The organism is Streptomyces sp. SP18BB07 (assembly GCF_036322545.1).
Classification (GTDB): Bacteria; Actinomycetota; Actinomycetes; order Streptomycetales; family Streptomycetaceae; genus Streptomyces; species Streptomyces deccanensis.
This window is the reverse complement of sequence record NZ_JAQYWT010000363.1, coordinates 64,352-78,770: the sequence shown is the minus strand read 5'-3', so window position 1 is coordinate 78,770 and position 14,419 is coordinate 64,352. Positions and strand designations below refer to the sequence as shown.

General features: G+C 70.0%; 12 protein-coding genes. 1 reads left to right on the top strand and 11 read right to left on the bottom strand.

Translation table 11 applies throughout. The annotated features are described in order from the left end of the window. Positions 1 to 203: 203 nt before the first annotated feature. The 5 genes from PUR53_RS41545 to PUR53_RS41525 all read right to left on the bottom strand — a co-directional run bounded on the left by PUR53_RS41545 (position 204) and on the right by PUR53_RS41525 (position 5,015). Positions 204 to 1,790 carry a Na+/H+ antiporter gene (locus PUR53_RS41545; protein ID WP_329898998.1) on the bottom strand — a complete coding sequence of 529 codons (1,587 nt, stop codon included), beginning with the start codon at positions 1,788 to 1,790 and terminating at the stop codon, positions 204 to 206. Positions 1,791 to 1,863: 73 nt separating this feature from the next. Further along, a complete protein-coding gene (locus PUR53_RS41540) occupies positions 1,864 to 2,340 on the bottom strand; it encodes a GNAT family N-acetyltransferase (RefSeq protein WP_329912035.1) in 477 nt (158 codons plus the stop codon). Further along, entirely contained in the window at positions 2,337 to 3,281 is a 945-nt protein-coding gene (locus PUR53_RS41535) for an RluA family pseudouridine synthase (protein WP_184895226.1), read from the bottom strand. Before PUR53_RS41535 ends, PUR53_RS41540 begins: the two co-directional genes overlap by 4 nt. Before the next feature lie 123 nt (positions 3,282 to 3,404). Next, a complete protein-coding gene (gene lspA, locus PUR53_RS41530; RefSeq protein ID WP_329898996.1) occupies positions 3,405 to 4,016 on the bottom strand; it encodes a signal peptidase II in 612 nt (203 codons plus the stop codon). An 81-nt stretch (positions 4,017 to 4,097) separates the two neighbouring features. Then, positions 4,098 to 5,015 (bottom strand): TraR/DksA family transcriptional regulator, encoded by a 918-nt coding sequence (locus PUR53_RS41525; RefSeq protein ID WP_329912034.1) that lies wholly within the window; start codon positions 5,013 to 5,015, stop codon positions 4,098 to 4,100. A gap of 649 nt (positions 5,016 to 5,664) precedes the next feature. Between PUR53_RS41525 and ileS the strand changes: the two genes are divergently transcribed. Continuing rightward, entirely contained in the window at positions 5,665 to 8,808 is a 3,144-nt protein-coding gene (ileS, locus tag PUR53_RS41520; RefSeq protein WP_329898994.1) for an isoleucine--tRNA ligase, read from the top strand. Positions 8,809 to 9,080: 272 nt separating this feature from the next. On the opposite strand, the gene PUR53_RS41515 is transcribed toward ileS, so the two are convergent. The 6 genes from PUR53_RS41515 to ftsZ form a co-directional block, all read right to left on the bottom strand. After that, on the bottom strand, positions 9,081 to 10,337 hold the full coding sequence (locus PUR53_RS41515) for a DivIVA domain-containing protein (protein ID WP_329898993.1): 1,257 nt from the start codon (positions 10,335 to 10,337) through the stop codon (positions 9,081 to 9,083). A 46-nt stretch (positions 10,338 to 10,383) separates the two neighbouring features. Beyond that, positions 10,384 to 10,680 carry a YggT family protein gene (locus tag PUR53_RS41510; RefSeq protein WP_033528111.1) on the bottom strand — a complete coding sequence of 99 codons (297 nt, stop codon included), beginning with the start codon at positions 10,678 to 10,680 and terminating at the stop codon, positions 10,384 to 10,386. 60 nt (positions 10,681 to 10,740) lie between these two features. Continuing rightward, the gene (locus PUR53_RS41505) at positions 10,741 to 11,382 is read right to left on the bottom strand and encodes a cell division protein SepF (protein WP_329898992.1); all 642 of its coding nucleotides are present in this window, start codon (positions 11,380 to 11,382) and stop codon (positions 10,741 to 10,743) included. A gap of 129 nt (positions 11,383 to 11,511) precedes the next feature. Then, positions 11,512 to 12,231: a YggS family pyridoxal phosphate-dependent enzyme gene (locus tag PUR53_RS41500; protein WP_329898991.1), complete on the bottom strand. Its 720-nt coding sequence runs from the start codon at positions 12,229 to 12,231 to the stop codon at positions 11,512 to 11,514. Between the two features lie 5 nt (positions 12,232 to 12,236). Then, positions 12,237 to 13,019, bottom strand: coding sequence for a peptidoglycan editing factor PgeF (gene pgeF / locus PUR53_RS41495; RefSeq protein WP_329898990.1), 783 nt, complete (start codon positions 13,017 to 13,019; stop codon positions 12,237 to 12,239). Then, positions 13,016 to 14,209: a cell division protein FtsZ gene (gene ftsZ, locus PUR53_RS41490; protein ID WP_086804504.1), complete on the bottom strand. Its 1,194-nt coding sequence runs from the start codon at positions 14,207 to 14,209 to the stop codon at positions 13,016 to 13,018. The genes pgeF and ftsZ overlap by 4 nt, the downstream gene beginning before the upstream one ends. Between the last annotated feature and the right edge of the window lie 210 nt (positions 14,210 to 14,419).

The following is a 14,419-nucleotide window of genomic DNA, read 5'->3' as shown; positions in this document are numbered from 1 at the left end:
GGCGACCAACCACGAGCCAGCAGCCGCCAACGACGCCCGCCCCCCACAGGAGACCCCCACCTCTCCACCAAGGAGCCACGGGCGGCGCGCGGGCGGGCCCCCCAACTCGCAGCCGCCAACGCCCCCCAACCCCCACAAGCGACCCCCACCTCTGCAGCGAGGAGTCACGGGCGGGCGCGGGTGGGCAAGGAGCGGCCGCAAACTCACCGCAGGCTACGCACATCCAGATGCCGCAACACCCGATCCACCACCTCGGGATCCGCCCCCGGTTCACTGCGCGCGGCCAACACCTCATGCCGCGCCGCACTCAACATCTCCCCCTGGATCCGCCGCATCCGACGAAGCCGCCGCACCCGCTGCTCATGCCCCTCGCGCCGCTCGTCCTCCCCCACCTCCGGACTGATCCGCACCCCGATCTCGAAGGCCCGCCGCAACAACCGCTCGGACATCTCCTCCGGCAGCTCCTCCACCTCCTCGATCTCCTTCAGCCGCCGCTTCGCCGCCTTCGCCGCTCGCACGGCCAGCACCTTCTCGAACTCCTTCTCGGCCCCCTCATCCGCCCGCACCCCCAACCGCCGCACCAGCCACGGCAGAGTGAGCCCCTGCAGCACCAGCGTCGCCATGATCACCCCGAACGCGATGAACACGATCTCGTCCCGGTCCGGGAACGGCGCCCCACTGTCCGTCTCCAACGGAATCGCCAGCGCCAACGCCACGGAGGCCACCCCGCGCATCCCCGACCACCACATCACCACGGTCTCGCGCCACGACATCGGGATCTCCTCGTCGTAGTCCCGCTTCGCGTGCAACCGCCGCGCCAGCCACGTCGCCGGCAGCAACCACACCAGCCGTACGAACACGACGACGCCCACGACGGCCGCCGCCCAGCCGAGCATCTCGCCCCACCGCCCCGACGCCGTACGGATCGCGTTGTGCAGCTCCAGCCCGATCAGCCCGAAGGCGACCCCGGTGACCAGCGTGTCCACGACGTCCCAGACGGTGTGCCCGGCGAGCCGCGTCATGACGTCGTCCGCACCGAGCGCGTACTCCGCGAGGAACAACGCGGTGGTGAGCACGGCGAGCACCCCGGACCCGTGGAGTTCCTCGGCCATCACGTACGACGCGTACGGCACCAGCAGGGTCAGCCCGATCTGCAGCGTCGCGTCCTCGAGGAAGTCCATCAGCTTGTTGGCGGCCCAGCCGAGCCCGATCCCCACGGAGAGGGCGACGACGGCCGACAGCACGAGCTGGAGCGCGGCGCTCGACCAGGAGAACGATCCACTGACGGCGGCGGCGATGGCCACGTGGTAGAGCACGATGGCCGTGACGTCGTTGAAGAGGCCCTCGCCCTCCAGTATCGACACCAGCCGTCGCGGCAGCCCGAGTTGCCCGGCCACAGCGGTCGCCGCCACCGGGTCGGGCGGCGCGACGAGGGCCCCGAGCGCCACGGCCGCCGCTATGGGCAGTCCGGGCACGATCGCGTTCGCCACGGCGGCCACCGCGGCGGTGGTCACGAACACCAGCGCCACGGCCAACAGGAAGATCGGCCGCCGGTTGGCGGTGAACTGCCGCCAGGACGTCCGCCGCACCGCCGCGTACAGCAGCGGAGGCAGCAGCAGCGGCAGGATGAACTCCGGCGGGATCTCCACATTGGGCACGAACCCGGGCAGGGCCAGGGAGATACCCAGCAGCGTCATCAGCACCGGCGCCGGCAGCTTCAGCCGCTCCCCCACCGGCACACTGACCACGGCCCCGACCAGCAGTACGAAAAACAGGGCCAACTGATCCATGGGGGCGCTCCGCTGGTGCTAGACGATCAGGACCGACCGGATGCCCAGGGTGCCCCACCCGCACCGCCGAACGCTAAAGCCTTCGCCGCATCGCCCGATGAGGTAGGCCCGCGTCCACGAACTCCGGTCCGTACGCCTCATACCCCAGCCGCGCGTAGAACCCCAGGGCGTGCGTCTGTGCTCCCAGGTCCACCGCGGTCAGTCCCTTCTCCCGCGCCGCATCCTCGACGGCCCGTACCAGCGCGACCCCGACCCCCAGCCCCCGGGCCTCCGCCACGACGGCCAACCGCCCCAGGGACCCCACACCGGGCTCCCCACCGGTCTTGCCGGCGGCGGCCTCCCCGTACAACAGCCGCCCGGCGCCGAGGGGTGTCCCGTCGTCCCGCACGGCGAGCACATGCACGGCCCCGGCGTCGTACGCGTCGTACTCCAGGTCCTCCGGCACGCCCTGCTCGACGACGAAGACCTGCTTGCGCACCGCGAAACAGGCCTCGCGGTCAGCGGTACCGTCGGCGACGCGCACCTCGTAGGACACCGGCACGGGACTCACGCGTACGTCTCCTCCCGGACCTTGTCCAGGGCCTTCTGCAGATCGGCCGGGTAGTCGCATTCGAACTCGACCCAGCTGCCGTCCCCGGGGTGCTCGAAGCCGAGCCGCACGGCCTGCAGCCACTGACGGGTGATCCCGAGCCGCTTGGCGAGCGTCGGGTCGGCGCCGTACGTGAGGTCGCCGACGCAGGGGTGCCGGTGGGCCGACATGTGGACGCGGATCTGGTGGGTGCGCCCGGTCTCCAGCTTGATGTCGAGCAGGGACGCGGCCCGGAACGCCTCGATGAGGTCGTAGTGCGTGACCGACGGCTTGCCCTCGGCGGTGACGGCCCACTTGTAGTCGTGGTTGGGGTGGCGTCCGATGGGCGCGTCGATGGTGCCGCTCGTGGGGTCGGGGTGGCCCTGGACCAGCGCGTGGTAGCGCTTGTCGACCGTGCGCTCCTTGAACTGGCGCTTCAGCGACGTGTACGCGTACTCCGACTTGGCGACCACCATGAGACCCGAGGTGCCCACGTCGAGCCGGTGCACGATGCCCTGACGCTCGGCGGCGCCGGAGGTCGAGATCCGGTACCCGGCGGCGGCGAGCCCGCCGATGACGGTCGGCCCGGACCAGCCGGGGCTGGGGTGGGCGGCCACCCCGACCGGCTTGACGATCACGACCACGTCATCGTCGTCGTGCACGATCTCCATGCCCTCGACCGGCTCGGCGACGACCTGCACCGGCGCGGGCGCCTGCGGCATCTCGACCTCGAGCCAGGCCCCGCCGTGCACCCGCTCCGACTTGCCGACCACCGACCCGTCGACCGTGACCTTCCCCGCGGCGGCGAGCTCGGCCGCCTTGGTGCGGGAGAAGCCGAACATGCGGGAGATGGCGGCGTCGACACGCTCGCCCTCCAGGCCGTCGGGCACGGGCAGGGTACGGATCTCGGGAATCGTGCTCACCCGACGAGTATGCCGGACCGCCACGACACGCCCGACCGCGCCTGTGGAAAACCCTCGTCCGACCCCGTCCCCCCGTCAGTACTTAGTGAACCCAGTCCTTGATGGGCTCAGTACTTGATGGGCTCAGTCCTTGTGGACGGTCCCGTCCGGGTCGAGCCCCCGGAACGACAGCAGCACGATCAGGATGCCGCCGCACACGATGGCCGAATCCGCGAGGTTGAAGACCGCGAAGCCCTTCGGCGCGATGAAGTCGACGACCGCGCCCTCGAAGACGCCGGGCGACCGGAAGATCCGGTCGGTGAGGTTGCCCAGCGCACCGCCGAGCAGCAGACCGAGCGCGATCGCCCAGGGCAGGCTGTAGAGCTTGCGGGCGAGCCGGGCGATCACCAGGATCACGATCGCCGCGATCACCGTGAAGATGATCGTGAAGGCCTCGCCGAAGCCGAAGGCCGCGCCCGCGTTGCGGATCGCCTCGAACTTCAGCCAGTCCCCGATGATCTCGATCGGCTCGTGGTGCTCCAGCTTCGCGACGACGATCATCTTGCTGACCAGGTCGAGCGCGTACGCCAGCGCGGCGACCCCGAACAGCACGGCGATCCGGCGCCTGCCGCGCGGCTGCGCGGTCGCCTCGGCCCGCTGCGCCGCGGCGTCCTCGCCGCCGTCGGACTGCTCCGGGTCGGCCCCCGCCGCGTCTGGAATGTCCGGCGTACCGATGATGCGCTCCGCCTCTGCCACGTGAGTCCCTCAACCTAGGTTCCTGACTGAGGACAAAGGTACGACACGCCCGCCGCGGACCAGGGGCTCAGTCGGCGATCGCTAGCGGCGTTCCTGCTTCTGCTTGCACTCGACGCACAGGGTGGCCCGGGGGAACGCCTGCATTCGCGCCTTTCCGATCGGATTGCCGCAGTTCTCGCAGAGTCCGTAGGTGCCCGAGGCGAGCCGGTCCAGGGCGCGCTCCGTCTGGTCGAGCATCTCGCGCGCGTTGTGGGCGAGGGACAGCTCGTGCTCGCGCGTGATGTTCTTGGCCCCGGTGTCGGCCTGGTCGTCGCCCGCGCCGTCCCCGGAGTCCCGCATGAGCCCCGTCAGGGCCCGCTCGGAGGCCTCCAGTTCGGTCCTCAGCCGCACCGCCTCGGACTGCAGCTCCGTCCGGGCCTCGGCCACCTCCTCGGGGCTCCAGGGGTCCTCACCGGGGCGTACCGCGAGCTCGCCGGGCTCCACCGCGGCGGGCCGTGCCTTGGGGACGGCGGTGGGCTTCTTCTTCGCCGCCGTAGCCGTACCAGGAGTGTTCTTCGCAACCACCGTCGTGGCTCCCGTCGTCTCGGCGGCCTCGGCCGCGCCCGCCTTCTTGACCGTGCTCTTCGTCGCAGAGGTGCTCTTCTTGGCCGTCGTCGCCTTCTTGGCCGCGCTCTTCCCGACGCCCGACTCGCCCCCGGCCGACCTGTCGCCGCCCGACTTACCGCCGCCCGACCTCCCGGCGACAGACTTCCCGGCGACGGACTTGTCAGGGACGGACTCCTCAGGGACGGACTCCTCAGCTGCGGCTTTCCTGCCCGCCGCCGCCTTCTTCGCCACCGCTTTCGTGGCCGATGCCTTCGCGGCCACCGCCTTCTTCGCCACCCTCTTCTTGCCTGCCGCCTTCACCGCCGCGGCCTTCTGCCCCTCGTCTCCACCGCCGGAGGCCACCGTGGATACACCGGACGCCGACTGCGGTACGGCCGTCTTCTTCGCCACCATGGCCGCGCCCCTTCACATATTGTGATCTTGCACGCGCATCGTGCTGGGACGATAAATCGACCCGAGTCCCGCGGCAACGGGGCAGACCACTCATTTCACCCGCCTCACGACCGTCGCGCGACGAGCCTGCAAGCGTTGTGCCCAGCTCCCCGCCGGGTATTCCGCCGCGCCGGACGTCCCAGGATCCGGACGCCCGACCCGCTCCATTCGGGTCATCCCGCAGGTCACCACACTCCCGCCCGACGAACAAGGCGAAAGCCCTGCCGCAGCGCGCCCACGGCCGCCGGAAATCCGGTCGGCCGCTGTCCGTACGGCGCCGTACACTGGGCGGAGCGAGAAGCGTGGATGGGGACGAGTAGCGTCGTACGCAGCCCAGAGCGACCCGGGGACGGTGGAAGCCCGGGGGCGAGCGCGATGTGAAGATCACCCCGGAGCCGCCGGAAGAAACCCGCACCCGAGGGCACAGTCCGTGGGGCGCGGCGAGTAGACCCGGTATCGCGACCTCAATGAGGGGGTTCACCGGCGCGTACGGCGCGCGGGGGAGCCAAGGAGGGTGGTACCGCGGGAGCGCGCCGCACACGGCGTTCGAAGGATCGAAGCTCTCGTCCCTCCGACGGAAGGCAGCAAGTCCGTTGGAGGAAGCCCGCTCATGACAGAGCCGACGTACCGCCAGGTGCCCGCCCAGGTCGATCTGCCCGCGCTCGAGCACGCGGTGCTCGACTTCTGGCGCGAGCAGAAGATCTTCGCCAAGAGCCTGGAGCAGTCCGAGGGCCGCCCCGAGTGGGTGTTCTACGAGGGCCCGCCCACCGCCAACGGCATGCCGGGCGCCCACCACATCGAGGCGCGCGTCTTCAAGGACGTCTTCCCCCGCTTCCGCACGATGCGCGGCTACCACGTGGCCCGCAAGGCCGGCTGGGACTGCCACGGCCTCCCCGTGGAGCTGGCGGTCGAGAAGGAGCTCGGCTTCAACGGCAAGAAGGACATCGAGGCGTACGGCATCGCCGAGTTCAACGCCAAGTGCCGCGACTCGGTGACCCGGCACACCGACGCCTTCACCGAGCTCACGACCCGCATGGGCTACTGGGTCGACCTCGACGACGCCTACCGGACCATGGACCCCGAGTACGTCGAGTCCGTCTGGTGGTCGCTCAAGGAGATCTTCAACAAGGGCCTGCTCGTCCAGGACCACCGCGTCGCCCCCTGGTGCCCCCGCTGCGGCACCGGCCTGTCGGACCACGAGCTGGCGCAGGGCTACGAGACGGTCGTCGACCCCTCGGTGTACGTCCGTTTCCCGCTCACCTCCGGTCCGCTCGCCGGTGAAGCCGCGCTCCTGGTGTGGACGACCACGCCGTGGACGCTGGTGTCCAACACCGCGGTCGCCGCCCACCCCGAGGTCACCTATGTGGTCGCCACGGACGGCACCGAGAAGCTCGTCGTCGCCGAGCCGCTCGTCGCCAAGGCGCTCGGCGAGGGCTGGGAGACCACCGGCCAGACCTTCACCGGCGCCGAGATGGAGCGCTGGACCTATCAACGTCCGTTCGAGCTCGTGGAGTTCCCGGAAGCGGCCCATTTCGTCGTCAACGCCGAATACGTCACGACCGAGGACGGTACGGGTCTGGTCCACCAGTCCCCCGCCTTCGGTGAGGACGACCTCAAGGTCTGCCGCTCGTACGGCCTGCCCGTGGTGAACCCGGTCCGCCCCGACGGCACCTTCGAGGAGGACGTCCCCCTCGTAGGCGGCGTCTTCTTCAAGAAGGCGGACGAAAAGCTCACCGAGGACCTCCAGCAGCGCGGCCTGCTCTTCCGGCACATCCCGTACGAGCACAGCTACCCACACTGCTGGCGCTGCCACACCGCGCTCCTCTACTACGCGCAGCCGTCCTGGTACATCCGCACCACCGCCGTCAAGGACCGTCTCCTCCAGGAGAACGAGAAGACCAACTGGTTCCCGGACTCGGTCAAGCACGGCCGCTTCGGCGACTGGCTGAACAACAACATCGACTGGGCGCTCTCCCGCAGCCGCTACTGGGGCACCCCGCTGCCGATCTGGCGCTGCGAGGAGAACCACCTCACCTGCGTGGGCTCCCGCGAGGAGCTGTCCCAGCTCTCCGGCACCGACCAGTCCGAACTGGACCCGCACCGCCCGTTCATCGACGCGGTCACCTTCCCCTGCCCCCAGGACGGCTGCGGCAGCACCGCCACGCGCGTCCCGGAGGTCATCGACGCCTGGTACGACTCGGGCTCGATGCCGTTCGCGCAGTGGGGCTACCCGTACAAGAACAAGGAACTCTTCGAGTCCCGCTACCCGGCCCAGTTCATCAGCGAGGCCATCGACCAGACCCGCGGCTGGTTCTACACGCTGATGGCGGTCGGCACCCTGGTGTTCGACAAGTCGTCGTACGAGAACGTCGTGTGCCTCGGCCACATCCTCGCCGAGGACGGCCGCAAGATGTCCAAGCACCTGGGCAACATCCTGCAGCCGATCCCGCTCATGGACCAGCACGGCGCCGACGCCGTCCGCTGGTTCATGGCGGCCGGCGGCTCCCCCTGGGCGGCCCGCCGCGTCGGCCACGGCACCATCCAGGAGGTCGTCCGCAAGACCCTCCTCACGTACTGGAACACGGTCGCCTTCCAGGCCCTGTACGCCCGCACGTCGAGCTGGGCACCCAGCGCGGCGGACCCGGCCCCGGCCGACCGCCCGGTCCTGGACCGCTGGCTGCTCTCCGAGCTCCACGCCCTCACCGACCAGGTGACCGGCGCCCTGGAGGCGTACGACACCCAGCGTGCCGGAAAGCTCCTCTCGGCGTTCGTCGACGACCTGTCCAACTGGTACGTGCGCCGGTCGCGCCGCCGCTTCTGGCAGGGCGACAAGGCCGCGCTGCGCACCCTGCACGAGGTCGTCGAGACGGTCACCAAGCTGATGGCCCCGCTGACGCCGTTCATCACCGAGCGGGTCTGGCAGGACCTGATCGTGCCGGTCTCCCCGGGGGCCCCCGAGTCGGTGCACCTGGCCGCCTGGCCGGAGGCGGACCTCTCCGCGATCGACCCCGAGCTGTCCCGGCAGATGGTCCTGGTGCGCCGCCTGGTCGAGCTGGGCCGGGCCACGCGCGCGGAGTCGGGCGTCAAGACCCGCCAGCCCCTCTCCCGCGCCCTGGTGGCGGCGACGGGCTTCGACGCCCTGAACCCCGAGCTGCACGCGCAGATCACGGAGGAGCTGAACGTCAGCTCGCTGGCCTCCCTCTCCGAGGTCGGCGGCTCCCTGGTGGACACCACCGCCAAGGCCAACTTCCGCGCGCTGGGCAAGCGCTTCGGCAAGCGGGTCCAGGACGTGGCCAAGGCCGTGGCGAACGCCGACGCGGCCGCCCTGTCCCTGGCCCTGCGCGAGGGCACGGCGACGGTCGAGGTCGACGGCGAGACCATCAGCCTCGCCCCGGACGAGGTGATCATCACGGAGACGCCTCGCGAGGGCTGGTCGGTGGCCTCCGACTCCGGCGCGACGGTCGCCCTCGACCTGGAGATCACGGAGGAACTCCGCCGGGCGGGCCTCGCCCGTGACGCGATCCGCCTGATCCAGGAGGCCCGCAAGAACAGCGGCCTGGACGTGGCCGACCGGATCGCCCTGCGCTGGACGGCGACGGACCCGGCGGTGACCGCGGCACTGACCGAGCACGCGCCCCTGATCGCGGACGAGGTCCTCGCCACGGACTTCGCCTCCGGCGAGGCCGACGACACGTACGGTGCCCCGTTCACGGACGAGCCCCTGACGCTGACGTTCCGCCTGCGCAAGGTCTGACACCTGCCCGCGCCCCTGACGGGGCGCGGGCAGCTCCCAGCCCCGCCGTGCGTATCCCCGCCCAGCACCAGCCATCGGGCACTACCAAGGCCTGGGGCACCGAGATTCTCGGTGCCCCAGGCCTTCGGCGTTGCGTACGCAGGACATCAGCCCCGCCCCCGAAAAAACACCCACTGGCCCCGGGCCGCTCACAGCACAAGGGCGGGGCCCCGGATCAAAAATCCGGGGCCCCGCCCTGAACGCTGCCGACGCCTACGGCGTACCAGTAATCGTCAGTTGTCGTCCTCGTCGATGAGGAACCCACGCATCGGCGAGGGAGCCTGCCCCATCGGAGAGGGGCCCTGCGGCCGGACCGGAGCCATCGGCTGGGTCATGGCCGGAGACATCTGCTGCTGACCGCCGTAGGAGGGCGCGGCCGGAGCCGGGGCACCGCCCATGCCTCCACCCATGCCGCCCGGGTTGCCACCGTACGACGGGGCGCTCGCGCCGGCCGGAGCCATGGAGGGCGCCGGGGACGGCGGCAGCGACGCGGTCGCCGGAGTGCGCGGCGGGGCCAGCGAGTCGTCCGCCTGGGTCTCCAGCTGACGCAGCTGCGACTCCAGGTAGGACTTCAGACGCGTGCGGTACTCGCGCTCGAAGCCACGCAGGTCCTCGACCTTGCGCTCCAGCGTGGCGCGGGCGGACTCCAGGGAGCCCATCGCGACGCGGTGCTTCTCCTGCGCGTCCCGCTCCAGCGCGTCGGCCTTGGCACGGGCGTCCCGCTCCAGACCCTCGGCGCGGCTACGGGCCTCGCCGACGATCTTGTTGGCCTCGGAACGGGCCTCGGCGATCGCCTGGTCGGCGGTCTGCTGGGCCAGCGAGAGCACGCGCGCGGCGCTGTCGCCGCCGGGACCCTGACCGGGGCCGCCCATCGGACCACCCATGGGGCCGCCCATCGGACCGCCCATCTGCTGCTGCATGGGAGGCTGGCCGCCCATGGGACCCTGACCCATCTGGCCCTGGCCCATCTGCGGCTGCATCTGGCCCTGACCCATGGGGCCCTGGCCCATCGGTCCCTGACCCATCGGGCCGGGACCCTGCTGCCCCTGGCCACCAGGGCCGGCGGGCAGCTGCGGAGCACCGCTCGGCAGCTGGGGCGGGCCACCCATGGGGCCCCCCATCTGCTGCGGCGGGCCCGATATGCCGGCGGGTACGGGTCCACCGGGACCTCGCATACCCTGCTGCTGCATACCGCCCTGTTGCTGCATGCCGCCCTGCTGCATACCGCCCTGCTGCTGCATGCCACCCTGCTGCATGCCGCCCTGCTGGTCCTGGGGCTCCGGCGGCTTGCGCATGTTCTGCTGGTTCTGGGCAGCGGCGCGCGTGGCCGCGGCCAGTTTGGCGCGCAGGTCCTCGTTCTCGCGGAGCAGGCGCGTCAGTTCGGCTTCGACCTCATCGAGGAAGGCATCGACCTCGTCCTCGTCATAGCCTTCTCGGAGGCGGACGGTCGTGAACTGCTTGTTCCGCACGTCCTCGGGGGTCAACGGCATCTCTTCACCTCAACGTAGTCGTCGGCATTCGGCAAGACCGCATCTCTCACACCGCTCCCATCCCGCTGGCTACCACCGCACGCAGGATGAAAACGATGATCATCAGCACGAAGAAGGACAGGTCGAGCGCCACGCCCCCGAGACGCAGCGGCGGAATGAACCGCCGCAGAAGCTTGAGCGGTGGATCGGTGACAGTGTAGGTGGCCTCCAGAACGACCACCATCGCCTTGCCGGGTTGCCATGAGCGGGCGAACTGGAAGACGTAGTCCATGACCAACCGGAAGATCAACACGATGAAGAACACCGTCAGCGCGATGTAGAGGATCGTCAAGACCACGCTCATGTCCGGTGTTTCCCTCTCCCCAATTCCGTGTTGCTCTACCGCTGTTTCCGGTCGTACGTCTCAGCTCTGGTTGAAGAACCCGCCCTCTGCGATGCGGGCCTTGTCCTCCGCCGTGACATCGACGTTAGCAGGCGACAACAGGAACACCTTCTGCGTCACCCGCTCGATGCTGCCGTGAAGACCAAACACCAAACCGGCCGCAAAGTCGACAAGTCGCTTCGCATCTGTGTCGTCCATCTCAGTCAGATTCATGATCACCGGGGTGCCCTCACGGAAGTGTTCCCCGATGGTACGGGCCTCGTTGTAGGTCCGCGGGTGCAACGTGGTGATCCGGTAAGGCTCTCGCTCGGACACGACCTTGGGCATGATCACCGGTGCGTTCTTCTCCAGACTTGAACGTTCTTGTGTGATGGACGCCACGGGAGCGATCCGGGCGGGTCGCACCGATTCCGCGGGGAGCGAAGTGGCGTGCGCCACCGGTTCGCGCTGCACCGGAGGCTGCACCACTCGTACCGATTCATCCCTTTGGGACTGGTGTGACTGGTGTGACTGATGCACCGACTCGTGCCGGCGGTGGTCCCGCTCGGGCTCCGGGTCGAGCTCGGGCTCGAAGTCGTCATCGGGGTCGAATCCCCTGCCGTCGTACCCATCGTCCTCCACGAGGCCGAGGTAGACCGCCATCTTGCGCATCGCGCCGGCCATGCTCTGAGTCCTCCGCTCTGTGGTGGATCGACTGACGACTTCCCAAGTGCCCGCGATCCACGAGGTCGTTGCGCCCGCCTCTCGACGGAATGACCATATTTTCTGCTGTGGTCCGACTTCTTGGCGACGTTACCCGAGCCCGGGACGGACTCCGAGTACCGCAGTGCCGACGCGCACATGTGTCGCTCCGGCCGCCACGGCATCCTCGAGGTCCGCACTCATCCCTGCGGAGACCATGTTCGCAGCCGGATGGGCTCGGCGCAGGTCGGTCGACAAATCCATCAACCGCTCGAACGCGGCCCGTTGGCGTCCGGCGTACTCCCCGGTGAGCGGCGCGACGGTCATCAGACCATCGACCCGCACCCCCGGCGACTCCGCCAGGAGGTCGGCCAACTCTTCGATTCCGCCCGGACCGACACCTCCCCGCTCCCCGCGACCGCTCTCGTCGGCGTCGAGCGCGACCTGGATGAGACATCCCACCTCACGGCCGGCCCGAACGGCCTCTTTCGACAGAGTCGTGACAAGCCTGGAACGATCGACGGACTGCACGAGATCCGCGTAACGCACCACAGAACGGACCTTGTTGGTCTGCAACTGGCCCACGAAGTGCCACACAAGGGACAGATCCGAGCATTCGGCCGCCTTGGGGGCCGCGTCCTGGTCCTTGTTCTCGGCGACGTGGCGCACACCGAGTTCGGACAGGATCCGCACATCGCTCGCCGGGTAGGTCTTGGTGACCACGATCAGGGTCACCTCGTCCCGCTTGCGGCCCGCGGCCACGCACGCCGCCGCGATGCGGTCCTCCACCTTCGCCAGGTTCGAGGCGAGTTGTGCCTTACGGTCGGTCATGTCCCTCAGTCCAGCCAGACATATCCCGCGAGTCGCCCTGTGGCGCGGTCGCGACGGTACGAGAAGTGGTCGCGCGACTCCAGCGTGCACACCGGCGACTGCTCCCGGTCGCGCACTCCGAGGCGCTCCAGCTGTGCGTGCACTCCGGCGCACACATCCACGGAGGGCGTACCCCAACTGGTCTCGGCGTACGCCGCCGGCTCGACGGTGGCCACCTCGGCGCGCATCGCCTCGGGCACTTCGTAACACCGCCCGCAGACGGCGGGGCCGGTGCGGGCGACGATCCGGGCCGGGTCGGCGCCGAGTCCGGTCATGGCCCGTACCGCCGCGGGGACGACCCCGGCGATCATGCCGGGCCGGCCCGCGTGGGCGGCGGCGACCACTCCGGCGACGGGGTCGGCCAGCAGCACGGGGACGCAATCGGCGGTGAGGACGGCGAGCGCGAGACCGCGCCGGGTGGTGACGATCGCGTCGACGGCCGGGATGCCGCCGGAGACGGAGCAGGAGTCGGGGTCGGAACCGGGGCCGGAGTCGGCGGCGGATGGGGAGCCCCACGGTCCGTCGACCACGGCCACGTCCGCGCCGTGCACCTGGTTCATCCAGACGACCCGGTCGGGCTCCAGGCCCAGCGACTTGGCCGCCAGCTCCCGGTTGGTCGTCACGGCGGCGGCGTCGTCCCCGACCGCGCCGCCGAGATTGAGCTCCTCATACGGAGCGGCGCTCACCCCGCCCCACCTGTCGGTGAAGGCGAAGTGCGCGCCGCTCACGTTCTCGCGCTGTCCTATCACTTGAGGAAGTCCGGCACGTCCAGCTCCTCGGCGGCGCTGTCCGAGTAGGACCGGGACGGCGGGACGGGCGGGGCGACCGGAACCTCGTTCACCGGCTCCGGGGCGGGCGCCGCCGGCTCCTCCTTGGGCTTGACGCTGCCGAGCGAGCCGAAGGACGGGCGGCTCTCGGCGGGCCGCGCCGGGGCGGGCTCCTCGCGCTTGGCCGCGGCCGAGCCGAGGATGTTGTCCCGCTTGGCCGGGGGCTGGCCGCCGTCGAAGCCGGCCGCGATGACCGTGACCCGGACCTCGTCGCCGAGGGCGTCGTCGATGACCGCGCCGAAGATGATGTTGGCCTCGGGGTGCGCGGCCTCGCTGACCAACTGGGCGGCCTCGTTGATCTCGAACAGACCGAGGTCGGAGCCACCGGAGATGGAGAGCAGGACGCCGCGGGCGCCGTCGATGGAGGCCTCCAGGAGCGGCGAGGAGATCGCCATCTCGGCGGCGGCCACCGCGCGGTCGTCGCCGCGGGCCGAGCCGATGCCCATGAGGGCCGAACCGGCCTCGGACATGACCGACTTGACGTCGGCGAAGTCGAGGTTGATCAGACCGGGCGTGGTGATGAGGTCGGTGATGCCCTGGACACCGGAGAGCAGGACCTGGTCGGCCGACTTGAACGCGTCCAGCACGGAGACCTGGCGGTCCGAGATGGAGAGCAGCCGGTCGTTCGGGATGACGATGAGGGTGTCGACCTCTTCGCGCAGCTCGGCGATGCCGTCCTCGGCCTGGTTGGCGCGGCGGCGGCCCTCGAAGGTGAAGGGGCGGGTGACCACGCCGATGGTGAGGGCGCCGAGGGAGCGGGCGATGTTGGCCACGACGGGCGCGCCGCCGGTGCCGGTGCCGCCGCCCTCGCCGGCCGTCACGAAGACCATGTCGGCCCCCTTGAGGACCTCCTCGATCTCCTCGCGGTGGTCCTCGGCGGCCTTCCGGCCGACGGCCGGGTTGGCGCCGGCGCCGAGTCCGCGGGTGAGTTCCCGGCCGACGTCGAGCTTGACGTCGGCGTCGCTCATCAACAGAGCTTGCGCGTCGGTGTTGATGGCGATGAACTCGACGCCCTTGAGACCGACCTCGATCATCCGGTTGATGGCATTGACACCACCGCCGCCGACACCGATGACTTTGATGACTGCGAGGTAGTTCTGCGGTGCTGCCACGTCGAAGGCCTCTCGCCTCGAGTTACGTGTCGCCGCTTCGCGGGGTACCCGCGAGCCGACGACTGATGCCGAAGTGGGACGGTCCGAACGCCGACCCGAACCCTAACGCTGAAGTTTAGGGTTACCAGTGTGACTGTTCCTTGGACTCTTCCGAACAGGACACTAAGTCGACAAGTGGCGCACGTTCAACGAACACGCCGAACCTCCCGT